We start from the raw sequence: 25,442 nt of genomic DNA, 5'->3' as shown, positions 1-25,442 counted from the left end.
CCATTTCTGTTACATCTTATCAAGCAGCCGTATCAATGTTCGGGCCAATACGGGGTTGTGTCTCGCTGTTTTGGGGTGATCGTGGACCAACTTCGAGGACTACCGGAGAGCGCCGGTGGCTGACCCATCAGTCCGAGAGGAGGTCACGGTAGCGCTCGCGCGCCGCCGGCCCGTCGGCGACGGGACCGTCGTCTCGGACGCGTCCCTGATCGAGTATCGTCAGGTGATCCAGTGTCGCCGCGAACTCGTCGACGTGGTGTGTGGCGAGCAACAGGCCGTGGTCGCGGTCGGGATAGTCGGCGAGAAATTGCCTGAATCGCCGTTTTGACCGGTCGTCGAGGTCGTCGAGTGGTTCGTCGAGGATGGCGATCGTCGGGCGCTTCAGGAAGGCCAGTGCCAGATCGAGTTTCTTCTGCCACCCGCCCGAGAGGTCGCCCGCCGGGCGCGTTGCGACCCGCTCCAGTCCGAGAACGTCGACCAGTCGGGTCCGCCACGCGGGGTCGGGCGGCGGAGCCATCGATCCGAACACGTCGAGGTTCTCGCCCACGGTGAGATCGGGGTAGAACGTCGGCTGCTGGAAGCTACAGCCGAGGGTCGCGTGTGGCCGGGTGACGGTCCCTTCGGTGGGGCGGGTCAGACCAAGCAGGAGAGCCAACAGCGTCGACTTGCCCGAGCCGTTGGCTCCCAGCAGACAGTGACAGCGCCCGGTTTCGACCGTCAGGTCGACGCCGTCGAGCGCGACGACATCCCCGTAGCGTTTGACGACGCTCTCGACGCGGATGGCAGCCACGGTCAGGCCCTCCGCTGATAGACGACGACGCTGGCGATCAGAAAGAGCACTGCCGAAAGCGCGAAGCCACCGAGCAGCAGGAAGCGGTCGCCGTACAGCGCCAGTGGGTTGCCTTTCAGTGCGGTGCCTCGGTGGACGATCGTCGCGTAGTGGATCGGGGACAGGCGCGCGATGTCGCGGCGCATCGGCGAGAAAAAGCCCGCCGGATAGACGAGGTTCGAGAACGCAAGCGTCCCGAACAGCAGCGTCGCGTTGATCATACGGCCCACCGTCGCGAAGCGTGTCAGGAACATGACCCCGAGCGCGACAGCTGACAGCGACAAAAAGGTGAGCAAGACCGCCGCGAGCGCGCCGGGCGCGAGCAGGTCGACCCGAAAGTCGAGATAGTGGGCGACCCCCTGGAACGCGACGACGGGGACGAGCGCGAGCGGGCAGAAGACGGCGTACTTCGCAGTGAGCAGTCGCCACAGCGACGACTCGACGCGAATGCGCTGAAAGACACGCTGCTCGTCGGCGACGACGCGGGGCAGGTAGACGAACGCGTACACCATCGTCAGCAGGACCGTCCCGACGCTGACGAGGAACTCGGAGAGGGTCCGGTCCTCGCCGATAGTGGTCCGGGAAACCGTCGTCTCGGCCGGGAACGTTCCCCGTAGCTGTCCCGAGAGAATGCTCGCGATGGCGAGCGAGGGCTGCTCGTAGGGGACCATCTCCGCCTCGACGACCATCTCGATTTCCACCGCCGCCGTCTCGTCGAACAGGCCATGTGGGACGACGAAGACGGCGTACACTTCCTCACGGGCGAGTGCGCGCTCGGCCGCAGAACGCGAGTCGTAATCGTGGGGCCGCGAGAAGAACGCGGCGACACCCCTGACGGCGTCGACTTCGTCCTCGGTGACAGCATCGCTCTCCGGGACGACGGCGATGGGCGTGTCCCGCGGGATGACCTGCTGGAAGGCGACCGTCGAAAGCGCAAAAATCGACGGGAGGACGAGCAAAACGAGGACGAGGACGCCGGCGTTGTGGCGAATCCAGCGCGCCTCTCGGGCGAGCAGCGAGCGCAGCGCCACTGACTCACACCCCACTCCGCTTCATTGGGCTTTCGTTTTTCGTACTGATAGAAATGGCTTGTGTCACGACCGATTACCGGGCTCGCCCCGGTCCAGTTCCGGTGTTCGGGCGCGTGATCGACGCCGGCGAACGGACGGTTTCTTATAGCCCGCGGTCCGTGTGCTTGGACAATGAGCGGCAACACTCTCGAGGAGGTGAGCGGTCGATGAGCGACTCGCAGGACGAGGTTCGAGCGTACACAGTCCGACTCGAACTGGTCGACGAGCCCGGTGAGTTGCTCCGGGCGCTGCATCCGATCGCCGACAACGGCGGCAACCTCCTCTCTATCTTCCACGAACGTGGCAACATCACGCCACGGGGACACATCCCCGTCGAAGTGGATCTGGAGGCCACGCCCGAGCGGTTCGAGACGATCGTCGAGGCGCTGCAGGACGCGGACTTCAACATCATTCAGGCAGGTGCGGAACGCTACGGCGAAGCACTGACGATCATCCTCTCTGGGCATCTGGTGAACACGGACCTCTCGCACACACTCTCACACATCCAGGAGACGACCGAGGCGACAGTGACCGATCTGGCGCTGTCGGCCCCCGAAGGCACCGAAGACATCTCCAGTGCCCGTCTCCGCCTCGCGACCGAGGAGGGCAAGGCGGCCGACGCACTGGCGGCAGTCCGGGCGGTCGCAGCCGAGAAGGACCTCACCGTCGTCGAACCACTGACGGCAGGAGGAAACGCATGAAACTCGCCGTGCTCGGTGCCGGTGCAGTCGGGCGCTCGGTCGCGGAACTGGCAGCCGACTACGGCCACACGGTGACCGCGCTGGCCGACTCGTCGAGCGCCGTCGTCGACGCCGACGGGATCGACGTGGCGGCCGCACTGACTGCCAAAGACGACGAGGGCAGGGTCGGGACCGACTCGCCCGAAGCGGCCCTCGACGGCGAGTACGACGCCCTCGTCGAGGCCACGCCGACGACGCTGGGCGACGCCCAACCCGGCTTCGGCCACGTCGAGACCGCACTCGAACGGGACCGCCACGTCGTCCTCGCGAACAAAGGCCCGGTCGCCGAACGCTACGCCGACGTACGCGCACTCGAACGCGAGAGCGCCGGGACGGTGCTGTTCGAGGCGACCGTCGGCGGCGCGATGCCCGTCCTCTCGACCATCGCCGACTTCGACCCCGAACACATCACCGCCGCCCGCGGCGTCCTCAACGGCACCGCGAACTTCATCCTCTCGCGGATGGCCGCAGAAGGACTCGGGTACGAACACGTCCTCGCGGAGGCACAGGACCTCGGTGTGGCCGAGGCCGACCCGACCTTCGACGTGGAGGGGACCGACGCCGCCCTGAAGTGTGTCATCGTCGCTAACGTCCTCGCACAGGGCGACCGGGAGTACACCCTCGACGACGCCGAAGTCGAGGGGATCAGTTCGATCCCCGGCAGCGCGCTCGAACTCGCACAGGAAGACGGCCGGACCGTCCGCCTGATCGGCGAAGTCGCCGACGGCGAGGTCCGCGTCGGACCACGACTCGTCCCCGAGAACGCCGCCCTCTCGGTCTCGGGCACGCGCAACATCGTGCAACTGGAGACCGAACACGCCGGCCGCCTCAACATCTCGGGCCGCGGCGCGGGCGGTCCCGAGACCGCCAGTGCAGTGCTTGCAGACGTTGGCCGACTGCCCGAGCGGTAACGCAGCGTCCCACTTTTCGAGCAGGCAACGACACACCAGTAGTCCAGCGACCGACACGAACGCCGGCCAATCCGGGGACGTGACGGGGCGCGGCCCGTGTCACCGCGTGCCAAATCGCAAGAAGGCGTGGGGATGGGCTAGGAACAGTTTCGAAATCGTTTTATGAACTACCGCGTAAAGACTCCGATATAGCGCCTCTGCGCGTGAGATACAACAATGAGCGACCGACACCAGAACCTGGCCATCATCGGCCACGTCGACCACGGGAAGAGCACGCTCGTCGGCCGACTCCTGTACGAGACAGGATCGGTACCGGAGCACGTCATCGAACAGCACAAAGAAGAAGCAGAAGAGAAAGGCAAGGGCGGCTTCGAGTTCGCCTACGTCATGGACAACCTCGCCGAGGAGCGAGAGCGTGGTGTCACCATCGACATCGCCCACCAGGAGTTCAGCACGGACGCCTACGACTTCACCATCGTCGACTGTCCCGGCCACCGTGACTTCGTGAAGAACATGATCACGGGCGCGTCCCAGGCCGACAACGCAGTCCTCGTCGTCGCCGCCGACGACGGTGTCGCACCCCAGACCCGAGAGCACGTCTTCCTGGCCCGTACGCTGGGTATCGGCGAACTCATCGTCGGTGTCAACAAGATGGACCTCGTCGACTACAACGAGGGCGACTACAAGGAGGTCGTCTCCGAGGTCGAGGACCTGCTCAAGCAGGTCCGCTTTGGCACCGAGGACGCCAGCTTCATCCCGATCTCGGCGTTCGAGGGCGACAACATCGCCGAAGAGTCCGAGCACACGGACTGGTACGACGGCGACATCCTGCTCGAGGCACTCAACGACCTGCCCGAGCCGGAGCCGCCGACGGACGCACCGCTGCGCCTCCCGATTCAGGACGTCTACACCATCGACGGCATCGGTACCGTCCCCGTCGGTCGTGTCGAGACTGGGATCCTGAACATCGGCGACAACGTCTCCTTCCAGCCAAGCGACGTGGGCGGCGAGGTCAAAACCGTCGAGATGCACCACGAGGAAGTCCCGAAGGCAGAACCCGGCGACAACGTCGGATTCAACGTCCGCGGCATCGGTAAGGACGACATCCGCCGCGGCGACGTCTGTGGCCCGGCCGACGACCCGCCGACGGTCGCGGAAACCTTCCAGGCCCAGATCGTCGTCATGCAGCACCCGAGCGTCATCACCGCGGGCTACACCCCGGTCTTCCACGCTCACACCGCACAGGTCGCCTGTACGATCGAGTCCATCGACCAGAAGATCGACCCGTCCTCCGGCGAGGTCGCAGAAGAGAACCCGGACTTCATCCAGAACGGCGACGCCGCGGTCGTCACTATCCGACCCCAGAAGCCCCTCTCGATCGAGCCATCCGGCGAGATTCCGGAACTCGGGAGCTTCGCCATCCGCGACATGGGTCAGACCATCGCAGCCGGTAAGGTCCTCGACGTGGACGAACGATAACGCATGCCCCAGCAAGCACGCGTCCGACTGGCCGGTACCAGCCCCGAAGACCTCGACGACATCTGCGGTGACGTTCGCGAGATCGCGAACAAAACCGGCGTCGAACTCTCGGGTCCGGTCCCGCTGCCGACCAAGACGCTCGAAGTTCCCACCCGAAAGTCCCCCGACGGTGAAGGGACCGCGACGTGGGAACACTGGGAGATGCGCGTCCACAAGCGCCTCATCGACATCGACGCCGACGAACGAGCACTGCGCCAGCTCATGCGGATCCAGGTCCCGAACGACGTCTCCATCGAGATCGTCCTCGAAGACTGACCACGGGCCACCACGGCTCGCTTCCGCACTGTAACCAGCGTTCGGCTGTCCGACAGTGCTCCGTACTGTGTGAGGACCTCCCGAACGCCACTCTCACGCGCAGGACTTATCCCAGTGCGCGATTGAGTGGCTGACGAGGGCTCGTAGATCAGTGGCAGATCGCTTCCTTCGCAAGGAAGAGGCCCCGGGTTCAAATCCCGGCGAGTCCATTTCTCTTGCTGACGTCGCCGAAATCAACGACATAGCGCACACAGGAGACCATCGTCACACAGAGCGATCCCTCCTGCTCGACGGCCCGATGGTGAGCGCACGGCACAGATGGTGATCAGTGACACAGAAGACCGGAGATATAGCGGAGTTTCCTCGGCGGATCGGCGAGCGGGCAGAGCGGCATCCGCCGAGCAGAGCAGGTGACCGTCGGCGGTGGTACTCATAGAGAGGCGATAGCGGTGGTTCTCAGGTGTCGAGGTCGGGGTTCCATTCGGTCATCGCGGCGACGAACAAGGCGGCCCCGAAGAGGGCGACGAACGGGCTAAGTTCGAACAGTGGGGCCACCAGCGGCAGTAGAGTCAGGATGGCACCGCTCTGACCCACCAGATCGACGACGAAGGCGAGCACGCCCGCAACGACGAAGAGAAGGCCGGTGACGGCGACAGAGAGCCAGACGAGGGGCGGATCTTCGGCGGCGCCGTCGAGGTCGATGTCAGAGACCATTATTGGAAGGAGAGTAGAGCAGTACCTATTCCTTGGGGTTCCGACGCGGTTCAGGTCTCGACACCGTAGAGCCACTTCGTCCCGTAGAAGACGAACCAGGCCATCCAGATGCAAAAGACTGCCAGCCAGACGCCGTACTGGAGGACGGGGTCGGGAACGAGCAGGTACGCCAGCGTCAGCAAGACGACGACGCTCGCGCCAGCGGCGTAGTCCCAGCGGCCGAGTGGTGGCGGTGGTTCCATTCGTGACCGGAGTCGTTAGTATGGCTCTCCTTACTGCGAGATACCGTACGTGTCGCCAGTCCAGTCGCGTGCGGGGTGATCGTACACGGGCTGGTCGCGGTCGAGCGCGTCGAGGCGCTCGCGATCCTCGGGGGCGAGGTCCCAGTCGAAGAGCGCGGCGTTCTGTCGGACGCGGTCGGGCGAGGAGGACTTCGGCAGGACGACCACGTCCTGCTCGACGGCCCACTTGAGGACGATCTGTGCGGGGGACTTCTCGTACGTGTCGGCCAACTCCTGTACGACAGGGTCGTCAAAGACCTCGGTACGGGCGAGGGGCGCGGCCGCTTCGATCACGGTGTCAGTCTCGCGGCAGTACTCGACGAGGTCGGGGCGCTGGAAGTAGGGGTGGAACTCGATCTGATTGACCGCGATGGGCACGTCGCTGATGTGGTGGGCGGCGCTGAGTTGGTAGGCACTGAAGTTCGACACGCCGACGTTGCGAATCAGGCCGCGGTCGTGCAGGGTGGCCATGGCCGAAAGTGTCTCGCGCAGCGAGATGGCGGGGTTGGGCCAGTGGATCAGATACAGATCGAGATACTCCGTGCCGAGTCGGTCGAGCGATGCCTCACAGGACTCGATCACCGATTCGTAGTCGAGGTGTTTCGGGAGGACCTTCGAGGTCAAGAAGAGGTCATCGCGGTCGTACTCGGCGATGGCGTCGCCGATCTCGCGCTCGTTCTTGTACCCTTCGGCGGTGTCGACGTGGCTGTAGCCCGCGTCGAGACCGGCCTGAACCGAATCGCGGACAGTATCGCCGTGGATATTCCAGGTACCGACGCCGACGAGTGGGAGTTCGTCACCGCTCGAGAGTTGGCAGGTAGGATGGGACATCGTTTAGCAAGGGAGTACACGTGGTGTTAATCGTTTTGTTGCCGGGGAAGAACGTCGGGTAGGCAGCGTTCGACGAGCATCGTGCCCGGAGTGACGTTCACCGAAGTGAAATTGCCAGTGTCGGAGTCACTCCTCGGCATAGGGCCAGTTGGGGTCCCGGGGAGCGTCGTCGGGGCTCGAAGTCTGATCGGCCGCCTCGGGCAGACAGGCACCGTGTTCCGCGAAATTCGCGCGCGCGTCGCTGAGCGAGACGTGGTTGGTGTCGCTGACGTACTGGTCGTCGCCGAACTGGACCGGGTCGTCCAGCCAGTGACACACCGGACAGACCTCGTACGAGCCGGGCTGGCCCTCGGGGAGTGTCCGATACCCACAGCACGGGCAAAAGCCCAGTTCACGGGACGCCGGGTTCCCGGGTGAGTCGGTGGACATACCCCGCGGTATGTCACGACACACCAAAGAACTATGGGATCGTTCGTCCCGATGCCGGCCGGCGGTTCGCGAGAACAGCCCTACTCGTCGTCGGCGTCGACCTTGTCGGCGTACTTCTCTAGCTCGGCGGCCATCTCGCGGGCCTGCGCTGGGGTGAGCGTGACGGTGTCTGCGTGTGGCTCGACGGCGTCGATCTCGGTGTTGTCGATCTCCAGTTGAATCTCGACGGCGTCGGGATTCGTTCGGGTGTCGGTACTGACGTTCAGAACGGTGTAGGCGGACTCCTCGAAGCCGTGCCCCTCGACTGTTCCCTCCAGCAGGTCGAAGGTCGTGTACGCGTTGACCGTCATGATGCGATCGACCATACCGGATTCACACGCCCGTCGGACTTAAGCGCGGAGTTCTGGCTCGGCGTCACTGCTGTTCGATGAGTCGGCTGAACGCTCTCGGTCCGCCCTCGTGTCGAAACAGCGATCATCAACGGAACGCTCTCACCCTGCTCTACAGCACCTGTTTCTGCCACCCACAACTGAACACCCTCGCCCGTTCGTCCACCAGGTGACGCAGTGCGAGCGCGACGGAGCGCGCTCGTGAGGGAGTCCGCCACTCCTCCCCGGATTCGCCCTGTCGGGCGAATCACGCTTCCTGACCGCACCGCAGAGGCCGTGAGCGCGTTCCATCGCGCGAACACGGGGAAAGGCCGGATCGCGGTGACGAAGCAGTTGTGGTGCTGTCCTGGCGGAATGAAAGGGCGAGCCACGTCTCGCGTCGAAGTGGAGTCGCTGGGCGGCCCCTATCAGAGCGATGCGAGGCGCGAGCGAAGCGAGGGCCTCGAAGTGAACGGGAGCGAAGCGACACGTGAACAGCGTGAGCGAAGATATGTCGCCCAGCGACCGCGAGCGTGGCGAGGGCTTTCAGTGCTCGCTGCTGTTGTTGAGTGCGAGCCCGATGATTGCTACCGAGCGTGGCGAGGGTTTTCAGTGCTCGTGGGTCTCGCTGTCGCTCGCGGCCGATGAGAGAGCACAGAGAGAAGAAGTGTCGATAGAAGCGAGATCGACTAGTCGTCAGAGGGGAGCGGTTCGTCGTTGGCGTCGGTCGGCGCAGGCGAGGACTGCATGTCGCTGTCCTCGACGTAGGGGTACCACGTCATCTTCGTGTTGCCCAGGTACGGGTCGTCGTAGCTGGTCTCTTCCGGATCGGCCAGATCCTGCAGCGTCTCCTCGTCGCGGGCGGCGACGAACTCGCGGAAGGTCTCCTCGCCGTCGCGCTGGTCCTCGAAGGCCGAAAGCAGGTTCTCGATGTAGCCCGGGACCTCGTCGGCGGCGACGCGCATCTCGACCCAGTCGGCGAACTGGGGGTTCTCGCCGAGACCGCCGCCCAGACCGATGTCGAAGGCCTCGACTGGTTCGCCGTCCTTGCGAGTCTTCATCCCGCGCAGGGAGATGTCTGCGATCTGGGGCTGGGCACACGAGGCGGTACAGCCCGAGAGGTGGATGTGGAAGTCCTCGACACCTTCCGGAAGCTCGACGTTCTCTTTGAGCCAGCGGGCGTAGCGGACCTGTCGGTTCTTGGTCTCGACGATCGACAGCGAGCAGAACTCCGTGCCCGTACAGGCGATCGAGCCACGCATGAACGGGTGGGGGTCAGGGGAGTAGTCCTCCAGCAGGTCCTCGTCGAGGAACGCGTCGAGGCGGTCGCTGTCCACGTCCGTGACGATGATGTTCTGGCGCTGAGTGAGTCGGACTTCACCCGATCCGTACTCGTTTGCGAGGTCGGCGAGTTCGTACACGTCGTCGACGCCCATCCGCCCGACGAGGACGTCCAGCCCGACGTAGTAGTTGCCGTCTGGCTGTTCGTGGACGCCGACGTGGTCGCCGTGCTCGTTGCCGCCGGCGTTGTAGGTGTACTGGTCGCGCATGTCTTCGCCAGCGGTGTGGAGTTCGAAGTCGACGAACTCCTCCTGGAGGACCTCGCGCATCTTCTCGGGACCCCATTCGTCCATGAGGAACTTGATGCGGGCGTTGAAGCGGTCGTCGCGGTCGCCGTACTCGCGGAACAGTGCAGACATGCCGTGGCCGATGTCGGCTGCCTTCTCTGGGGGCACCCACACGTCGATGTCGCGGGCGAGGCGTGGCTCCTTCCGGGAGAGACCGCCACCGACGCGGATGTTGAAGCCGAGTTTCGTCTCGCCGTCGATCTCCTTTTCCGCGGGTTCGTAGGCCAGATCGTTGATGTCACCCTGTCCACAGCCCTCGTCACAGCCGGTCACGGAGACCTTCCACTTGCGCGGGAGGTTGGCGTAGTCGTCGTCACCCTTGAAGGTCTCGTTGAGTTCCTGTGCGACGGGCCAGGCGTCGATGTGTTCGTGTTTGTCCTTGCCGGCGACGGGACAGCCGACGATGTTCCGCCAGGAGTCACCACAGGCCTGCTGGGTAGAGAGACCGACAGATTCGAGCTTCTCGAAGATTTCGGGGATGTCTTCGAGTTTGATCCAGTGAAGCTGGATCGACTGGCGAGTCGTCCAGTCACAGTACGCCTCACCGAACTCGGGGTTCTCGGCCGGTCCGCGGGCGTACTTGTCGGCGACTTCGGCGATGACTTCGAGCTGGCCCGGCTCGATGACGCCGTTGGGTGTCCCGATCCGCATCATGAAATAGGACTCCTGACCGGAGCGCTGGTGGTACAGGCCCCACCACTTGAAGCGCTCGAACCAGGCGTCCTGTTCGTCCTCGGGGATCGCGTCCCAGCCTTCTTCGGCGAACTCCAGCAGATGCTCCCTGATCTCGTTCCCGTACACCTCGTCCTTCCAGTTCTCGACTTTCGTGGGCATCGGTAGTGTATCCACTCCTAGAGTGGCTCCCATATACAACACGCCTTCTCGTCAAGGCTCCCCACCTCTCCCCGTAACCGGAAATTGTTGCCCCCTATTCGGGATCGGTCACACGGCGGCGATCGGCCGGGATGTGGACGCTGTCGTGGACGACGCCGTAGAATTCCCCGGATTCGGGGTCGATGACGCGCCCGACTGTCAGCCAGTCGGTGACGCCCTCAGTTCCGCAGGCGATACAGCGCCCGGCGATGCGAGCCTCGATATTGGGGTGGTCGACGCCGGTGTCGACGAACCCCTCGGCGAGGAAATCGGTCGTTTCACACCCACAGAAGTCACTTTTTGCCAGCAACCACAGGTCGCTGACGTTCACCTCCCGGGAGTCGTTGACGCTGATCCAGGCCCCGTCGTCGAGCTGGTGAACGTCGGTCGTCATTACATGTCATTAGATTCGCCGACCACCTGAGTCGTTCGGCGTCCCCAAGTTTCGCCGGGATCGGACCGAACCCGTTCCCCTACTGCGGTGCATGCGTGTCGATGACAGTGTTCGTTCCAGCGCCGAGACCGTACAAGATACCTGCATCGGTTGCCGGCAAACGGGAGTGCTGGTCAAGATTACAGGGGAGGGCGGCTTTAAGGAGGTATGTGCGTAACAGGTGGATACCGAAAGAGCGCGTCGCCCGGCGGCGCAACGGATCATCAATGACCAACGCACAACAGAATTCACGTGAAGATGCAGACGCCAGAGCAGAAGAGCCAGCAACCGACCACCTCGACGATGTCGAAGACGGATGCGGCTGCACCGAGATCTGGGAGCACCTCTCGGAGAACCGTGACGACGCCGCGGCGGACGACTGATCACGCCGACGCATCCGATGCCAGTTTCGTCTGGCATCGACACCAAAGTCGGTGTGGGCGACTGATCACGCCGACGCATCCGATGCCAGTTTCGTCTGGCATCGACACCAAAGTCGGCGTGGGCGACTGATCACGCCGACGCATCCGATGCCAGTTTCGTCGGTCGTCGACACCTGAGCCGGCGTGGACGACTGATCACGCCGACGCATCCGATGCCAGTTTCGTCGGTCGTCGACACCTGAGCCGGCGTGGACGACTGATCACGCCGACGCATCCGATGCTGTTTTCGCCCGGTGGCAACGCCAGAGTAGACGAGTCAGTGACCGGGCTGTCGTGTACCGGAAACACACAGCGGACCGGACGCTTTTATCGGATCGTTCCCAACGGTAAGTGATGACTGCCGATGGCCAGGATGGCCCGAGCCACGCCGAGCGCGAGTCCCCGGTGGGCAAGCCCGTCATCCGGGGCGACCCCACACTGACCGGTCAGCGCGCCGAGGAGGCCGTCGAGTTCGACCCGGACGACCCGGAGAGCCTCGAACTCGCCGCTCGGACAGTGCGCGCCTTCTCAGAGAACACCGCCGGTGCCGACGACAACGTCTACATGCTACGGGGAGCGGCCGCCTGTGCGGCGCTGGTCCGGGGCGAGGGATCGTACAAGGCCGCCGCCGAGCGCGCGGGCGGTGACGCCACCGTCTCTTTTATCCGCAAGTGGTCCCGGGTACACGACCTCCCGAACTCGATCCGCCGTCACGTCGCGATGGGTCACATCGCGCCGACGGCGGCCAAGCACATCGCCCGCGTCGGGGGCGAGGCACGCCTCCAGTTGGCCTGGGCGATCCTCGACCACGACATGACAGTCCGGCAGGTCCGCTCGGTCGCCAGTGACGTGAACAACGGCCAGTCGGTCGCACGCGCACTCGAAGCCGAGGGGGTGCGCCTCGGAGAGCTATCGCTCGAACTCGATCCCGAGGTGTACCGAGAACTGCGCCGCCGGGCAGCGATCGACGGCCGGTCACCCGGCGAGGTCGTCAGCGAACTGCTGGACGGACGGCTGGACTGAGACTGGGCGCACGGGACGGCGTGTGAGAGCCGTTACTCGTCGCTTGCCTCGTAGGTGACGTGGACCTGTGCCGAGACGGTGACCGATCCGGTGTCGATAGTCGTACTGGCATCGCTGGCCGTAGCGGTCTCGGTCGCGGCGAGTTCGTAGCCACCGTAGCGGCGCTCGACGGTCGTGATCTTCCGGGCGCTGTCGACGGTCAGGTTCGCACTCTCGGCCACCGTCGTCGCTTTCGTCCGGGCGCGATCCATCGCGGCCGTCAGAGCTTTCTCTTCGAGTTCGTCACGGCGGTCGGCCGAGAGCGTGAACTGGACGCCGTCGACGCGGGTCGCACCGTTGGCGACGGCCGTGTCGATCACCGTGCCGGCGTCGTCGGTGTCGTTGATCGTGATCTCGAATCGCTGGCGGGCGATGTAGCGGGTCTGGGGGTCTTCCCCTTCCTCGCGCGGTCGGCGGTAGTCCTCGCGGATGTCGTACCCGCTGGTCGTCACCGTCGCACCATCGATCTCCTTGAGGGCGTCGCGAAGCGTCGTCACGTTCGCGGCGAGTCGCTGACGTGCCGTCGCGGCGTCGGGACCCGTCGCTTCGACGCCGACGCGCACGACCGCCTGATTGGGCTGGGCGCTGACCGCGCCGCTCGCGGAGACGTCGACGGTTCTGTTGCTATCTACTGACGGTTGCTGTGGCGCTGCCGAACTTGGATTGCCATCTGCGCCGAGCGCGCCCGTACAGCCGCTGAGAGCGAGCAGTACGGCGAACACGGCGACGATCGGAAGTGTGCGTCGCATACACTGTCACCGACAGCACCCATCCTAAAAGCCCTCGTGGACGGTCAAAGCATGTTTTGAACGATCTACTGGGCGTGCTCGACGGTGACGAATCGAACCTCGGTATCGACGTTCCGGCCGGCGATTCGATCGGCCATCGCGTCCAGTTCCCCGGTGATGTCGGGCGGTGGGTCGTCCGGTGGAACGCCGACGGTGACGACGACGGAACTGGGCTGCTGGAAGACGGCCGTGTTGGTGTGTTCGACATCGATGGCGACCACCGTCGCGCCAGCCTCGACGACGATCTCCTCGGCCCCGGTTCGCAGCTCCTGTTCGGTAGTGGCTCGCTCGAACGAATCGAGCGTGACGCCGCCGAGAAAGACCGACAGCAGGACGATTGCCGAGAACAAGACACCGATGCGCGTGATCGTCGCACTCTGAGCGTCGTCGGTCCGAAACCACTGACTCGGTCGATAGCCCTTGTACCACAGCACGACGAGCGCCGCGAGGTTGATCGAGAGGACGTTCACCAGCAGGAGGATCGCCGAACCGAGCGACACCAGCGGCTGGCCCCACGCCAGTCCGATGCCGACGGTCGCGGCGGGCGGAATCAACGCGACGGCGATCATCACGCCGACGAGCGCCGTCGAGACACCGGTCGAAAGGCTGATCACGCCCGCGACGCCCGCGCCGATCGCGACCACGAGCGAGAGGAAGTCGGGCGCGATACGCTCGCGGATCTCTGGGACCGTCGTCACGTCCGTGAGCGGCGGGATCAGGTGGACCGAGCGAATGAAGAAAGCAAAGAATCCCGCGCTGGCGACTGCGACCACCAGCCCCAGCACCTGCAGTTTGACCCCACGGCGGAACATGTCGTGGTCGTCGACGACGGTGCCGACACTCGTCGCCATCGCCGGCCCGATCAACGGCGCGATCACCATCGAGCCGACGACGACCGCTGGCGAATCGAGCAAGAGTCCGGCGGTGGCGATCACGGCGCTGACGACGGTCATGATGACGTACGTCGACAGCGCCGGAGCCAGGTCCCCTGCGCGGGCGGTCAGCTCTTCGCGGGCGATCCGGTCCTCGTCTTCCTCCTCGGCGTAGCGCTCCTGCAGTTCCTCGAACCGACGCGAAACGACGGTGTTGGCCTCCACGATCACCGTATACCCGTCCTCGTCGACGCCGACCTCACGCAGCCGTTCGAGAACCGGCTCGACGGCCTCGTTTGGCAACGGGAAGTACGCGACACCGGTGTACTCGCGACCGCTCGTCTCGTCGCTGACGACGTAGTCGATCCCCTCGTCGTCCAGCGCCCGGAGGATCGTCTCGCGCTTTCCCGCCGGTATCGTCACCTGTACGAGTCGCACGTCCCCCTCTGTGAGCGCGACCGGCAAAAGACGGTGGGGTCGCTGGTAGTGTTCAGATAAGAGACCAGGAGTGGTCGCAACAAGCCACCGAAAGCCCTCGCGTGTTGCGGTCCCGCGGCTCGCTGCGCTCCAGTGGGTGCTTGCGTCGCCGGGGTTCCCGCAAGGGCCGGCCGGTTCCACCGGCCGGCTATAACGTGGCGGCGCAGCCGCCACGCAACGCTCGCCCTTTCATCAACCAGGGTTTAGACGGCCGAACAGCCGGGTCCTGGCGGATGAAAGGGCGAGGCGCGGTCGGTGGTTCTGCAGCGGCACTATCCGAACGAAGTGAGGATATCCGCCACAGAACCACCGAGCGGGCCGAGGGCTTTCGGTGTCTGCAAGTCTGAGACTGAGGTTGCTTCTCTGAACACTGCGGGGTCGCTCGGGCAAAGAGCCAAGAACGCGCCACTGAAATGACAACGTGATGCAGGCGGCAAGCGACACGGACGACTCGGTGCGCGCTCGTCTCGGAACGTGGGCCTGGCAGCGCCACGCGAACCCGTGGAGTGGCTGGTCACGCGTCGTCACGCTCCCGATGTTGATGTGCGGGATCTACGCGCGACGACCCCGCGTCGTTGCCGCCGTCCTCGCGTTCACCGTCGTCAACCCCGTCCTGTTCTCGCCGCCGGAGGACGCCGACGCGTGGATGACCCGGGTCGTGCTGGGCGAGCGGATGTACTACAATCACAAAGAGGGCCGCCAGGCGATCGACCTGCTGAACTACGTCAACGGACCGGTGACGGCCTACGCGGTGTACTGTGCCTATCGCCAGCGCCCGCTTCGGACCGTCCTCTGTACTGCCTGCTCGATGGCGTCGAAGTTCGCCTTCGTCGGCTTCGTCGCCCGCTACTACGAGCGCAATCGCGAGCGGTTCCCCGAGGACGTGCCGGCCTGGGACCAGCGGTCCTGAACTGCTCCCGCTCGATGCCCGTTTGCACCGACAGTCCAGCGGGCGTTGGCTCGCTTACCGCTCGATGCCCGTTTGCACCGACAGTCCAGCGGGCGTTGGCTCGCTCACCGCTCGATGCCCGTTTGCACCGACAGTCCAGCGGGCGTTGGCTCGCTCACCGCTCGATGCCCGTTTGCACCGACAGTCCAGCGGGCGTTGGCTCGCTTACCGCTCGATGCCCGCTGGACCTGCCTCGAACTCCCCACGAGCGGGTTCGGGGACGTACTCCGAGAGATCGGCATCGTCGAAGTCGACGCGCTCGCCGCGTTCGGCCGCGAGGTACGAGGCCGCCACCAGTTTCGCCACCTCCAGTCCGTCGTGGAGGTCCTCCCGTGCGTGCTCGCCGGCCCGGAAGGCCGAAACGACGTGTTCGTTCTGGTCTACGTAGCCGTAGGTCGCGCCCTCCTGTGGCAGGACGGGCATCTTCCCGCGGTCTGCGGCCTGCTTCTCGACGACGTAGCCCGCGCCCTCCGCGGCCCGATCCGAGAAGAACACGTCCGTCCCGGATTCGAGCGTGTTGATCGTCCCCGAGTACTCCGGCCCGAGCAGTTCGATGGTGATGCGCAGGCCAGAGCCGACGAAACACCAGGAGTTCGTTGCCTCGCCGACGACGAGGTCGCCCTCGGGTGTCTCGTAGAACACGCTCGCAGAAGCGTAGTCCTCGCCGGGCGAGCCGTGGTAGTCCACGTCGTACTCGTCGGCCAGTTCGGCGGTGTAGTCCTCGCGACCCCACTTCAGCGTCGAGATGTCACAGGTCACTGCGATCGGTTCCAGATCGTCCTCGCCGGGCCGGCTGAGGAGGTGTCTGTTGACCTTGTGGGAGTGACACATCATATCAGAGAGGACGCCACCGCCCTGTCGCTCGGGGTCCCAGAACCACGACGAGTGGGGACCGGCGTGTTCCTCCGCCGAGCGTGCGAGGTACGGCCTGCCCGCGCCTTCGGCGGAGTCCCAGAGTAGTTCCTTCATCCGGTCGACGCCGGGCATGTATACCTGATTTTCGAGGTAGGCGTGGTTGAGGTCCGTCCCGTCCACGAGGTCGACGATTTGCTGGGCTTCGCCGACCGTGCGAGCGAGGGGCTTCTCCATGGCGATGCCCGACAACTCGGCTCCGCCCTGTTCGAGTTCCTCGACGATGGCTTCGACCGTCTCGACCCGGGTGTGGTTGGGCGAGGTGACCCACACCGCATCCACGTCCTCGTGGGCGACCAAGTCGCGTACGTCCCCGGTCGCGATTGGGTCGCCACTGCCCGCCTCGCGGCAGGCGTCGGCCACGTCTTCGGCCTTGCTGACGGTGGGGTTCATCACGCCCGTCACGTCCGCGTCGCGGATGCGCTCGAACGTCGCCGCGTGGAACTCCCGTGTGATGAAGCCAGCACCGACGAACCCGACACCCAGTCTGTCTGTTGGCATAGCACACGGTACAGTCCCGGTCGACAAAAAGTTGCGTTCGAGCGGGCACCCAAGTGGCCGTTCGTCGGCGGTCCTACAGGTCGATCGAGCGCGAGACGGAGTGGTCGGCCACTTCCTCGGCGGTGACTTCGCGACCGAGTTCGTCAGAGAGGTAGATGCCTTCCATGACGAGCATCGAGTTCAGGGCGATCTCGTCGGTCGGAATTTGCTCGACTTCCCCGCGGATAGCGGCGACGAAGTGATCGTACTGATTCGGGCGCTCGTCGACCTCGTAGCCGCTGTCGCCCCGGATCAGCCCGTGGCGGGTCTCGAAGCCGTCCACGTCGATCTCGACGGTCGTCTCGTAGTCGTTCATCGTCGTCAACAGTTCGAGGGGGTCCAGCGCGATGCCGCCCTTGCTGCCGCTGACGACGGTACGCTCGTCCGGCTGATAGGCGTGCCACGCGGCCCGGACTTCGAGCCGTGAGCCGTCCGCCAGTCGGGCCGCGCCGGTGCCGGCGTCCTCTACGTCGTGGCCCGATTCGTCGAGGCGTTCCTGATAGAGGTCGGCGTTGTCACCGGTCAGATCCTCACTCAGGCTGTCCTCGGTGTAGTCGAAGACCTGTCCGTTGACGCGCTCGACCGCGGGGTTGTCCAGCAGGTACAGCAGTCGACCGATCTCGTAGACCCCGATGTCGAAGACGGGACCGCCGCCGGCGGATTCCTTCGAGACGAAGGCGGGCGTGCCGTAGCCGTCGACGTAGGGCCGGCCTCGTCGGCGAGAGTACACCGAGCGAGCGAACGACACATCGCCGAGGTCCCCCGACTCGATGAAGGTCTTCGTGGCCTGCGTCTCGGGTGTCAACAGTTGGAGGTTCTGGACCGCGAGCAGTTTGCCCGCGTCCTCGGCGGCGTCGACGATGCGTTTGGCGTCGATGTAGCTCCCTGCCAGTGGCTTCTCACAGAAGACGTGCTTGTCGGCCTCGAAGGCCGCGACGGCCATCGGTTCGTGGAGATTGTTGTGGACACAGATGTTGACCGCGTCGATTTCGGGGTCTGCGAGCAGCTCCTCGAAGTCACCGTACACGTCCGGGATCGAGTACTCGTCGGCCAGTGCCTCGGCCGCCTCGGTGTCGATGTCCGCGATGGCCTTGACCGTCGCGTCGTCGACGGCCGCGTACTTCGCGACGTGTTCCTGTCCCCGATTCCCTGCGCCGATGATGCCGATTGTCACTGAATCCATAAGTGGTCGTCCGAGGCTGACTGACCGTATAGTCAGCCCATGTTATCCTTATGCAACCCGACAGAGAGCATAAATCCATCGGTGAGAAAACGAGACGAGACAGGGACAGACAGGGGTACAAAAACAACCCGTATTCACATTTGATAATTGATAGCTTGGTTTTATGTTAACTGTCTCGTTCAGCACTGATAAGATGGATTTGCAGCCAGTTACCCCCGCGATGCAGAGCGGTTCGAACGAACGGGAGCGACCGACGACAGAAAGCTGGAGGAGGTATTGTTACCAATGAACAATGAAAGTGCGAGCACGCTCCTCGTTGCCCTCCTGGTCATCGGCTCGGTACTCGCGCTCCCCGTCGGGCCAGCCACGGCGGCGGTGCAGGACGATTTCGAGGTCACGACTGACGCCGCACAGTCAGACGGAGAGATTACCGTCGACGGGAACCTGAGTGCCGCCGGCAAGGTCACGTTCCTGATTCAGGACCCGGCCGACGGTGACGTGGCGACGGTGACGAAAGACGTCGCCAAGGACTTCACGGTCACCATCGACCTCAGCAAGCAGAGTTTCAAGGGTGGTGACAACAGCCTCGACGAAGGGACGGCGACGGTCCTCGCCCAAGAGGCAGATAGCTTCACCAGCGCAGAACAGAGCGACACCTTCGTCGTCGACGATACCAAGCCGAGGGCGACGATCGACGATCCCGGCAACAACGCTGATCGACAGAGTCAGCCCACGGTTTCCGGCACGGCCTCGGACGATACGGCGGTCGATACGGTCGAAATCGTGATCGAGCGAGAGAGCGACGGCAAGTACTACGACGGCAGGTCGTTCGTCAGCAGTGAGCAACGAATCGCGCTCAGTGGAACGAGCGACTGGAGCTACGACACGGCCGCGAATGGCATCAGCACTGATGACACCTACCAGATCAGTCTGGTCGTGAACGATACCGCCAACAACACCAGAGAGACGGTCGTTCCCCAGCCCGATGGCTCGACGACGGAGATCACGTACACCGTCGACAGCACGGCCCCGAGCATCGGCACCGTCAGCGTCACCGACGAGTCCGACGGTGACGGTACTGTCACCGCGGGCGACACGGTCGGCGTCACCGCCGACGTGACCGACGCGACCAGCGGCGTCGACACGGTCACCGTCGACGCGAGCGCCCTCGGCGGCAGCGAGACAGAACCGCTGGCGCTCGACAACGGCAGCAACTACACGACAACGGTGCAGGTCGACGAGCCGGAAGCCACCGACGGGTCACTGGACATGACCGTGACCGCGACGGATGCCTTCGGGAACAGCCAGGATTCGACGGTGTCCGATGCGATCACGCTCGAAACGAGCGTCGACAACGTCACATCGCTCTCGATCGAACACGACTTCGTGGGCATCGTCCGGGACGACGACACCGGCGTGACGGTCAAAGGAAGTGGAATCACCGACCCGCGAGGGCGGACGATCAACGGCCCGACGACGGTCGATATCGAGATCGCCGGGGAAGTCGCCGGAACGGCGACGGTGACCAGCGGCACGTTCGAAACGACGGTCGATCCGGTCGCGAACCTCTCGAATGACACCGCCACCGGTGACGCGACCGTCGAAATCGCCGGGACGCGTGACGACGCCGCGACCGCCACTGTCGAACTCGTCCACGAGGCACAGAGCCTCCAGAAGGGGTATCAGGTGCAGTCGACGCCAATGGCACTCGACCGAGACCCGGTGTTCGAATCGGTCAACCAGGCGATCACCTACGATCCCACGGTCGGACCGAACAGTAGCGAGTGGGTGACGCCGGCGATACAGGAAGCCGGCGAAGGGTACTACATCGAGGGCGCGAGCGACGATGCGAGAATCGGCTACGTGTTCGACACCAGTGTCTCGGCGGGTGTCGACGCGCGAACGCTCCACGAGGGTTTCAACCTCGTTGGCGCGTCCCACGACCTGACAGCGACGAACAGTAAGCAGATTTCGGACGACCTCGGCGGCGCGGTCTCGGTCGACGGGAACAGTAACGTCGAGGCGTGGGTTCGTGACAGTTCGGTCGAGCTAGACAAATCGACGAATACGTCCGCGTACGACGAAGTCGCCGGGACGAAAGACGTGACAGCCTACACTGCCTACTTCGTCTACATAGAGAACAGCGAGGAGTACCGCAACGTCGAGGTGAGACGGTACGAGCCGGGTAACAGGACCGAATAAGCCCACAGGAGACAATCGATGAGTAAGTCGTGGTACGAGTTGCTGGTAGTAGTACTGCTCTGTCTCGCCACAACGGGTCTCGCGGCGGGACAAGGAGCCCCGAGTTCCTACTACGGGGCTGCAGTGACGGAAGACGGGACGAGCCTGCCCGATGGTACGACGATCGTCGGGGTTGTCGATGGAACGGTCGAAGACGAGATCACCGTCCGTGATGGCACGTACGGCGGCGCCGATCCGCTGGACGAGAAACTGCGAGTCAGCGACACCAGTGGGCCGGTCAGCTTCTACGTCGAGACGGCCGACGGATCGTGGATCGAGGCGAACAGGACGGACCAGAACCCGACATCGGGAACCACGCAGTTCGATCTCGCGTTCCCGAACGGCACCGCTTCAGGAGGGTCGAGTTTCGAGATCGAGCGCTTCCAGCCGGGGGACACGACGGTCAATCAAAGCGAGACACTCACCGTGAACACGACAGTGGGAAACGCTGTCCAGAAGGGGACCGAAACCGTCTCACTGTTGATCGATGGGACGACACGGGATCGCAAGACGATCACACTCGACACTGACGAGTCACGCCAGCTCTCGTTTACGCTCGATGCGAGCACGGTCGAGGTGGGAAATCACAGCTACGGCGTCACCACGGACGCCGACGAACAGACGGGGACACTCACGGTAGCGTCGAGCGATTCGTCGGTCGTCGTTGACAGTCTCGATCCAAGCAAAAAGGCAGTCAAAGAGGGAGCCAGATTCGATCTCTCGGCGACCGTGAGCAACGAGGGCGTCGTCTCGGAAACCGAGACCGTCGCGTTACGTATCGGCGGTGAGACGGTCGCCGAACAGACGGTATCGCTCGACGAAGACGAGACCAGTACACTGACCTTTGCCGATATCGACAGCGCACGGTTCGGCCCCGGAAGCTACACGTATCGCGTCACGGTCGAGAACGACGAACGGGCCGGCAGACTCACCGTCGAGCCGACCAGCGCATTGATCGTCGTCGACAGTCTCGACGAGACTGACGTGAGTGTACTGGCCGGTGAGGCTGTCGACCTCGCGGCAACGGTCCGTAACGACGGGTCAGAATCGGGTTCTGACACTGTCTCCCTGATCGTCGACGGCGAGACGATCAAAACGTCGTCCGTGTCACTCGACACCGGGCAGAGCGAGACGGTGTCGTTCACCGACATCAACAGCTCACAGTTCGGTCTCGGCACCCATACATACGAGATAGCGACCGGCAACGACAGTCGGGACGGATCGATCACGGTCGAAAGTGACCGGCCCGCAGCGCCGACGTTCACCGTCCTCGATCTGGACCCCGAGCGCACGACGACCACGGACGACGAGCGCGTCGAACTATCGGCACTCGTCGAGAACAGGGGACGACAAGACGGGAGCCAGCGTCTCCAGTTCCTGGTCGACGGCGAGGGCTACTTCAGTCGCTCGCTCTCGCTGCCTGCTGGTAACCGGACGAACGTCGTGTTCACCATCGACACCGCGTCGCTTGGGACCGGTGAACACAGTTTCACGTTCGAGACGGCAAACAGCACGGGGAGTGGCACACTGAACATCCGGGACACTACGCCGACGACAGCCACACCGACGACCGCTGAACCCATCGCGGACACAGCGGATACGACCGCGACGGACACCGCCACCGGCGATGCCACGGCGGCAGTCGAAACGACGACCGACGGGCCGACGGCGACCGCTGAATCGACGCCTGTCGAAACGACGGCCGACACGGCCACCGAAACGGAGTCCCAGACCACCGAGAGCAAGGCACCGACGACCGCCGCCTCGACGACGACACAGTCTGATACGTCGACGAGCGTCGAAACAGTGACCACGACCACCGGAGGCGGCGGGAGCGGCGGTGGACTGGTCGGACTCCTGCAGTCCGCCGCTGTCGCAGTTGGTGGCCTGGTCGTCGTCGTGTACGTGATCCTGAAGGCGATGGCGATCTATCTGGGCTATTGATACGGACGATTGTCGCGATGTCCCAGTGAGCGTCTCCCCCGTGGCGACGCTCACCGGTACGCAACGACAACCGTCGGTATGAGACCGGGCGGCCAGCCAGACACTTTCCTCGACCGTGAGCACACAGGGCCGGCCGGGAGAGCGTCGCCGCCGTCACCGACCGCTGTGGCTTTGATACGGAGCATTGTAGCCGTTTTCCCGATCGACCGCACGACATCGTGCGGTCGACCGGGAAAGATCTACAATAAACCGTATCAGGCTCGACGGACTACCAGTGGTATGTTCGAAGAACGACCGAACCGAGGGAGCGAAATCGTCCTCGTGGGCCGGTCGAACGTCGGCAAGTCGACGCTGATGCGCGAGATCACCGGCCACAGCGTCGCCACCGGCCAGAGTCCCGGCGTCACCCGCAAGCCCAACCACTTCGACTGGAACGGCCCGGACTTCATGGTGACCGATCTGCCCGGCTTTGGCTTCATGAACGGCGTCCCCGAGGAGGTGCGCGAGCAGATCAAGACCGACGTGGTCCAGTACGTCGAGGAACACGCCGACAAGATTCTGGTGGGCATCCTCGTCGTCGACGGCAAGGCCGTGATCGATATCATCGACCGCCACTCCGGTCCCGACGAGATTCCCCACGACGTGGAGATGTTCCACTTCCTGCGGGAGGTCGGCGTCGAACCGGTCGTCGCCGTCAACAAGATGGACAAGGTCGACGACGAAGAGGAGCGCCTGAACGACCTCTGTGATCGGCTCGGCCTGTACCCACCCTGGCAACAGTGGCAGGAGACTGTCGCCCCCATCTCGGCGAAACGTGGCGACACCGACGCGCTGAACGACGCCGTCCGCCATCACCTCCACGAGGCCGGCCGCGACGACCTCTTTCAGTTTTTCTGAGAGCATCTTTTCCCGCTCGGGTTCGCGCAGGGCGCGAACCGCTCACGGGTCGTTCCTCCCCGTTCGCTTTCGAGGCCCGCCTTTGGCGCGCCTCGCACCGTTCGGTCGCGCGAATGCGTACAACACGACAACCGAATGGCGCGCGCTGTCGCTCGCGCTCGGCGAGCGGCAAAGTTGTGCGAGCAGGGCGAGGGCTTTCAGTGGTCGTCGACGGCATCAGCCGCTGTAACTGCTAGGGGTCGAGTCGGACGGCCGAGACGTTCTCGACGGTGGCCCGGGCCAGTTCGTCGGGCTGGACGCTACAGACGGTCAGTCCGACGTAGATCGAATCACCAAGCGGGAGGCGGCGCTGGTCGAGTGCCTGCCACGACTCGCCGTCGGTCGAGGAGTAGAGTTTCAGCGTGTCCCCGATGCGGTCCAGACGGTACCACGGTGCGTCGAGATCCGGTTCTTCGAGGTGTCGGGTCGTCCCGTCCTCACCGTGTGCCGTCCGCCAGTCGATCTTCGTGCCGTGAGCGTCGGTGCGGCCGATGTGGCCGTACGAAGCCGCCTCGTCGAGGCTGTCCCTGACCATCAGTCCCGCAGTACTCCACTCGTTGGCCCCGTCGAGGTCGACGAACTGGCCCTCGATCCGGACCGGTCCCGTGACACGGCCACAGCGGAAGTGAAACTCGTTCCACTCGCCGTAGATGTTCTTTCCCGAACCGGACACGAGCCACCGGTCCGGTGCTCCGTCCGTCCTCGAATCGCCCGCGACGTTGCTGTTACCCACGTCGACCCCCTCGGTCAGGGCCACCGTTTCGCCGGTCGCCCGCGCGATCGAGGGGTCGGCCACGACGAGCGTGTTCCTGAGTTCGATGCGAGCACCGCCGGCCCAGCTTTCCGTGATGGTCAGCTCCCAGTTTCGCTGCTCGGCGATGTCGGTGACGATGCTGAGACCGGTCCCGGTGCCGGTCTCGCTCGTCGTGTAGCCGTCCCGGACGACGCGCTCCCGGTCTTGCAGGGGAATCCCGGGACCGTCGTCTGCGACGTACAGCCCACCCGACTCCAGTGGCCCGATGCGAACGGTCGCGTCCGGGCCGGCGTGGTCGACTGCGTTCTTGAGCAGGTTTTCGAGGACCGGCCGGATGCTCGACCGGGGTGTGTTGACGATGGCGTTCGAGCCGAACGCCATCTCCAGCGACGCCGAGTCGAAGCCGACGAGATCCCACACCTCCTCGATCAGCGCCGGGAGCGACACCCCGGCGGGCCGGCCGACGCCCGATTCGTCCGGCGAAAGCGCCCCACCCTCCAGAACGATCTTCGAGAGGTCGTCGAGGATTTCGTCGATCCGCGTCACGGCTCCCTTCGCCTGTTCGAGGCAGTCGTCGGTGCCGGTCTCCTGTGCGAGCGCGATCCGGCCGCTCGCGATCTGGATGGGACTCTTCATGTCGTGTCTGATCGACCGGACGAACTGTTCGAGTCGTTCGTCCTGTCGTTCGAGGCGCTTGCGTCGCTTGACCGTCTCGGTCACGTCTCGGGTCCACCCGACCAGCCCCACGACCTCGCCGTCGTGTTCCCACGGGAGCTTCGTCGTCCGCGACCAGTGGGTGCCGTCGGGCGTCGTGTAACTCGCCTCCTTGTCGTAGATCGGCTCGCCCGTCTCGATGACGCTGCGGTCGTCCTCGTAGGACTCCACGGTGTTTTCGGACTCGCCGTACACGTCGATGTCGGTCCGACCGATGAAGTCGTCGGGACTGAAATCGCCCGGCGATGCGGACTTGCGAACGTGGCGAGCGTCCTGATCTTTGGCGTACACCGCGCCCTCGACGCCGTCAAGTAACGTCCTGAACATACTGCTCTCTGCGATCTGGTTCCGGCGGCGGTCGTACTGGTCGATCGCTGCGGCGACGCGGTCGGGCAACTCCGACGCGTCGAGGACGATTTCCGCCGCGCCGGCCGTGGTCGCTCGGGCCTCGGTCCGTCCGACCGAGCCACCGAGTGCCACCAGAATCGGACGGTGCTCGTCGGCGTCGTGCAGGCGCTGACACGCAGCCACGACCGTCGAGTCGGTGGGTTCAGCCGCGATGACGACACATCCGATATCCCGTCGCTCGGCCAGCGTCTCGCGTGCGTCACGCACGCTGTCGACGATGAGCACGTCGCTGATCGGTCCGTCTGACGACCGTTCGAGTACATCGACCGCGGCCTCGCGAGCGCCGACCACGAGCACCGCAGTCGGATCGATCAGTAACTCACGCATCGTCTCCTGCTT

At 64.4% G+C, this 25,442-nt stretch carries 24 protein-coding genes and 1 tRNA gene; 11 read left to right on the top strand and 14 right to left on the bottom strand.

What is annotated here, in order from left to right:
- Nucleotides 1-127 precede the first annotated feature (127 nt).
- Nucleotides 128-790, bottom strand: a complete 663-nt coding sequence (locus AC5FRW_RS08945; RefSeq protein ID WP_493568097.1) for an ATP-binding cassette domain-containing protein — start codon at nt 788-790, stop codon at nt 128-130.
- A 2-nt stretch (nt 791-792) separates the two neighbouring features.
- Entirely contained in the window at nt 793-1,860 is a 1,068-nt protein-coding gene (locus AC5FRW_RS08940; protein ID WP_493568096.1) for an ABC transporter permease, read from the bottom strand.
- A 206-nt stretch (nt 1,861-2,066) separates the two neighbouring features.
- Here AC5FRW_RS08940 and AC5FRW_RS08935 point away from each other — a divergent pair, with 206 nt between their 5' ends.
- From AC5FRW_RS08935 to AC5FRW_RS08915, 5 genes are all read left to right on the top strand, one after another.
- Nucleotides 2,067-2,600 carry an amino acid-binding protein gene (locus tag AC5FRW_RS08935; RefSeq protein ID WP_493568095.1) on the top strand — a complete coding sequence of 178 codons (534 nt, stop codon included), beginning with the start codon at nt 2,067-2,069 and terminating at the stop codon, nt 2,598-2,600.
- Nucleotides 2,597-3,550, top strand: coding sequence for a homoserine dehydrogenase (locus AC5FRW_RS08930; protein ID WP_493568094.1), 954 nt, complete (start codon nt 2,597-2,599; stop codon nt 3,548-3,550). The genes AC5FRW_RS08935 and AC5FRW_RS08930 overlap by 4 nt, the downstream gene beginning before the upstream one ends.
- Nucleotides 3,551-3,766: 216 nt before the next feature.
- Nucleotides 3,767-5,029, top strand: a complete 1,263-nt coding sequence (tuf, locus tag AC5FRW_RS08925) for a translation elongation factor EF-1 subunit alpha (protein WP_493568093.1) — start codon at nt 3,767-3,769, stop codon at nt 5,027-5,029.
- Nucleotides 5,030-5,032: 3 nt separating this feature from the next.
- Nucleotides 5,033-5,344, top strand: a complete 312-nt coding sequence (gene rpsJ, locus AC5FRW_RS08920) for a 30S ribosomal protein S10 (protein ID WP_493568092.1) — start codon at nt 5,033-5,035, stop codon at nt 5,342-5,344.
- Nucleotides 5,345-5,481: 137 nt separating this feature from the next.
- Nucleotides 5,482-5,553, top strand: a tRNA-Ala gene (locus AC5FRW_RS08915).
- 247 nt (nt 5,554-5,800) lie between these two features.
- Here the strand turns inward: AC5FRW_RS08915 and AC5FRW_RS08910 are convergent.
- The 7 genes from AC5FRW_RS08910 to AC5FRW_RS08880 form a co-directional block, all read right to left on the bottom strand.
- On the bottom strand, nt 5,801-6,058 hold the full coding sequence (locus AC5FRW_RS08910) for a hypothetical protein (protein ID WP_493568091.1): 258 nt from the start codon (nt 6,056-6,058) through the stop codon (nt 5,801-5,803).
- A 50-nt stretch (nt 6,059-6,108) separates the two neighbouring features.
- Nucleotides 6,109-6,300, bottom strand: a complete 192-nt coding sequence (locus AC5FRW_RS08905; protein WP_493568090.1) for a hypothetical protein — start codon at nt 6,298-6,300, stop codon at nt 6,109-6,111.
- Between the two features lie 30 nt (nt 6,301-6,330).
- Nucleotides 6,331-7,170 (bottom strand): aldo/keto reductase, encoded by an 840-nt coding sequence (locus tag AC5FRW_RS08900; RefSeq protein WP_493568089.1) that lies wholly within the window; start codon nt 7,168-7,170, stop codon nt 6,331-6,333.
- Between the two features lie 126 nt (nt 7,171-7,296).
- Nucleotides 7,297-7,599, bottom strand: coding sequence for a CPCC family cysteine-rich protein (locus AC5FRW_RS08895; RefSeq protein ID WP_493568088.1), 303 nt, complete (start codon nt 7,597-7,599; stop codon nt 7,297-7,299).
- A gap of 80 nt (nt 7,600-7,679) precedes the next feature.
- Nucleotides 7,680-7,964, bottom strand: coding sequence for a DUF6360 family protein (locus tag AC5FRW_RS08890; protein ID WP_493568087.1), 285 nt, complete (start codon nt 7,962-7,964; stop codon nt 7,680-7,682).
- A gap of 692 nt (nt 7,965-8,656) precedes the next feature.
- Nucleotides 8,657-10,429 (bottom strand): nitrite/sulfite reductase, encoded by a 1,773-nt coding sequence (locus AC5FRW_RS08885; RefSeq protein WP_493568086.1) that lies wholly within the window; start codon nt 10,427-10,429, stop codon nt 8,657-8,659.
- A 94-nt stretch (nt 10,430-10,523) separates the two neighbouring features.
- The gene (locus AC5FRW_RS08880) at nt 10,524-10,862 is read right to left on the bottom strand and encodes a DUF8134 family protein (protein WP_493568085.1); all 339 of its coding nucleotides are present in this window, start codon (nt 10,860-10,862) and stop codon (nt 10,524-10,526) included.
- Between the two features lie 266 nt (nt 10,863-11,128).
- Between AC5FRW_RS08880 and AC5FRW_RS08875 the strand changes: the two genes are divergently transcribed.
- The gene (locus tag AC5FRW_RS08875; protein ID WP_493568247.1) at nt 11,129-11,284 is read left to right on the top strand and encodes a DUF8595 family protein; all 156 of its coding nucleotides are present in this window, start codon (nt 11,129-11,131) and stop codon (nt 11,282-11,284) included.
- Between the two features lie 393 nt (nt 11,285-11,677).
- Nucleotides 11,678-12,346: a DUF7119 family protein gene (locus tag AC5FRW_RS08870; RefSeq protein ID WP_493568084.1), complete on the top strand. Its 669-nt coding sequence runs from the start codon at nt 11,678-11,680 to the stop codon at nt 12,344-12,346.
- 32 nt (nt 12,347-12,378) lie between these two features.
- Here the strand turns inward: AC5FRW_RS08870 and AC5FRW_RS08865 are convergent, their stop codons facing one another.
- Nucleotides 12,379-13,134 (bottom strand): SIMPL domain-containing protein, encoded by a 756-nt coding sequence (locus tag AC5FRW_RS08865; RefSeq protein WP_493568083.1) that lies wholly within the window; start codon nt 13,132-13,134, stop codon nt 12,379-12,381.
- Between the two features lie 65 nt (nt 13,135-13,199).
- Nucleotides 13,200-14,483: a TIGR00341 family protein gene (locus tag AC5FRW_RS08860; protein WP_493568082.1), complete on the bottom strand. Its 1,284-nt coding sequence runs from the start codon at nt 14,481-14,483 to the stop codon at nt 13,200-13,202.
- A 463-nt stretch (nt 14,484-14,946) separates the two neighbouring features.
- On the opposite strand from AC5FRW_RS08860, the gene AC5FRW_RS08855 reads away from it, so the two are divergent.
- Complete coding sequence (locus tag AC5FRW_RS08855) at nt 14,947-15,432, top strand: DUF6653 family protein (RefSeq protein WP_493568081.1); 486 nt, start codon at nt 14,947-14,949, stop codon at nt 15,430-15,432.
- A gap of 204 nt (nt 15,433-15,636) precedes the next feature.
- Here AC5FRW_RS08855 and AC5FRW_RS08850 read toward each other — a convergent pair whose 3' ends face one another.
- Complete coding sequence (locus AC5FRW_RS08850; protein WP_493568080.1) at nt 15,637-16,884, bottom strand: Gfo/Idh/MocA family protein; 1,248 nt, start codon at nt 16,882-16,884, stop codon at nt 15,637-15,639.
- Nucleotides 16,885-16,957: 73 nt separating this feature from the next.
- A complete protein-coding gene (locus tag AC5FRW_RS08845; RefSeq protein WP_493568079.1) occupies nt 16,958-18,106 on the bottom strand; it encodes a Gfo/Idh/MocA family protein in 1,149 nt (382 codons plus the stop codon).
- 285 nt (nt 18,107-18,391) lie between these two features.
- Here AC5FRW_RS08845 and AC5FRW_RS08840 point away from each other — a divergent pair, with 285 nt between their 5' ends.
- The 3 genes from AC5FRW_RS08840 (at nt 18,392) to engB (ending at nt 23,188) form a co-directional block, all read left to right on the top strand.
- Entirely contained in the window at nt 18,392-20,308 is a 1,917-nt protein-coding gene (locus AC5FRW_RS08840) for a hypothetical protein (protein ID WP_493568078.1), read from the top strand.
- Between the two features lie 18 nt (nt 20,309-20,326).
- Complete coding sequence (locus AC5FRW_RS08835) at nt 20,327-22,291, top strand: hypothetical protein (RefSeq protein ID WP_493568077.1); 1,965 nt, start codon at nt 20,327-20,329, stop codon at nt 22,289-22,291.
- A 279-nt stretch (nt 22,292-22,570) separates the two neighbouring features.
- The gene (gene engB / locus AC5FRW_RS08830) at nt 22,571-23,188 is read left to right on the top strand and encodes a GTP-binding protein EngB (RefSeq protein WP_493568076.1); all 618 of its coding nucleotides are present in this window, start codon (nt 22,571-22,573) and stop codon (nt 23,186-23,188) included.
- 232 nt (nt 23,189-23,420) lie between these two features.
- On the opposite strand, the gene AC5FRW_RS08825 is transcribed toward engB, so the two are convergent.
- Nucleotides 23,421-25,430 carry an ATP-binding protein gene (locus tag AC5FRW_RS08825; RefSeq protein WP_493568075.1) on the bottom strand — a complete coding sequence of 670 codons (2,010 nt, stop codon included), beginning with the start codon at nt 25,428-25,430 and terminating at the stop codon, nt 23,421-23,423.
- Between the last annotated feature and the right edge of the window lie 12 nt (nt 25,431-25,442).

This window comes from Halomicrobium sp. HArcht3-1 (assembly GCF_058933345.1).
Note: the sequence above shows the minus strand (reverse complement) of the source record. Positions and strands in the feature narration are given on the sequence as shown.

Bases quoted from the DNA above. Each gene is read 5' to 3' on its own strand.
- AC5FRW_RS08935 (WP_493568095.1), top strand. From the start codon at position 2,067: ATGAGCGACTCGCAGGACGAGGTTCGAGCGTACACAGTCCGACTCGAA.
- AC5FRW_RS08930 (WP_493568094.1), top strand. From the start codon at position 2,597: ATGAAACTCGCCGTGCTCGGTGCCGGTGCAGTCGGGCGCTCGGTCGCG.
- tuf (WP_493568093.1), top strand. From the start codon at position 3,767: ATGAGCGACCGACACCAGAACCTGGCCATCATCGGCCACGTCGACCAC.
- rpsJ (WP_493568092.1), top strand. From the start codon at position 5,033: ATGCCCCAGCAAGCACGCGTCCGACTGGCCGGTACCAGCCCCGAAGAC.
- AC5FRW_RS08910 (WP_493568091.1), bottom strand. From the start codon at position 6,058: ATGGTCTCTGACATCGACCTCGACGGCGCCGCCGAAGATCCGCCCCTC.
- AC5FRW_RS08905 (WP_493568090.1), bottom strand. From the start codon at position 6,300: ATGGAACCACCGCCACCACTCGGCCGCTGGGACTACGCCGCTGGCGCG.
- AC5FRW_RS08900 (WP_493568089.1), bottom strand. From the start codon at position 7,170: ATGTCCCATCCTACCTGCCAACTCTCGAGCGGTGACGAACTCCCACTC.
- AC5FRW_RS08895 (WP_493568088.1), bottom strand. From the start codon at position 7,599: ATGTCCACCGACTCACCCGGGAACCCGGCGTCCCGTGAACTGGGCTTT.
- AC5FRW_RS08890 (WP_493568087.1), bottom strand. From the start codon at position 7,964: ATGGTCGATCGCATCATGACGGTCAACGCGTACACGACCTTCGACCTG.
- AC5FRW_RS08885 (WP_493568086.1), bottom strand. From the start codon at position 10,429: ATGCCCACGAAAGTCGAGAACTGGAAGGACGAGGTGTACGGGAACGAG.
- AC5FRW_RS08880 (WP_493568085.1), bottom strand. From the start codon at position 10,862: ATGACGACCGACGTTCACCAGCTCGACGACGGGGCCTGGATCAGCGTC.
- AC5FRW_RS08875 (WP_493568247.1), top strand. From the start codon at position 11,129: ATGACCAACGCACAACAGAATTCACGTGAAGATGCAGACGCCAGAGCA.
- AC5FRW_RS08870 (WP_493568084.1), top strand. From the start codon at position 11,678: ATGACTGCCGATGGCCAGGATGGCCCGAGCCACGCCGAGCGCGAGTCC.
- AC5FRW_RS08865 (WP_493568083.1), bottom strand. From the start codon at position 13,134: ATGCGACGCACACTTCCGATCGTCGCCGTGTTCGCCGTACTGCTCGCT.
- AC5FRW_RS08855 (WP_493568081.1), top strand. From the start codon at position 14,947: ATGCAGGCGGCAAGCGACACGGACGACTCGGTGCGCGCTCGTCTCGGA.
- AC5FRW_RS08850 (WP_493568080.1), bottom strand. From the start codon at position 16,884: ATGCCAACAGACAGACTGGGTGTCGGGTTCGTCGGTGCTGGCTTCATC.
- AC5FRW_RS08845 (WP_493568079.1), bottom strand. From the start codon at position 18,106: ATGGATTCAGTGACAATCGGCATCATCGGCGCAGGGAATCGGGGACAG.
- AC5FRW_RS08840 (WP_493568078.1), top strand. From the start codon at position 18,392: ATGAACAATGAAAGTGCGAGCACGCTCCTCGTTGCCCTCCTGGTCATC.
- AC5FRW_RS08835 (WP_493568077.1), top strand. From the start codon at position 20,327: ATGAGTAAGTCGTGGTACGAGTTGCTGGTAGTAGTACTGCTCTGTCTC.
- engB (WP_493568076.1), top strand. From the start codon at position 22,571: ATGTTCGAAGAACGACCGAACCGAGGGAGCGAAATCGTCCTCGTGGGC.
- AC5FRW_RS08825 (WP_493568075.1), bottom strand. From the start codon at position 25,430: ATGCGTGAGTTACTGATCGATCCGACTGCGGTGCTCGTGGTCGGCGCT.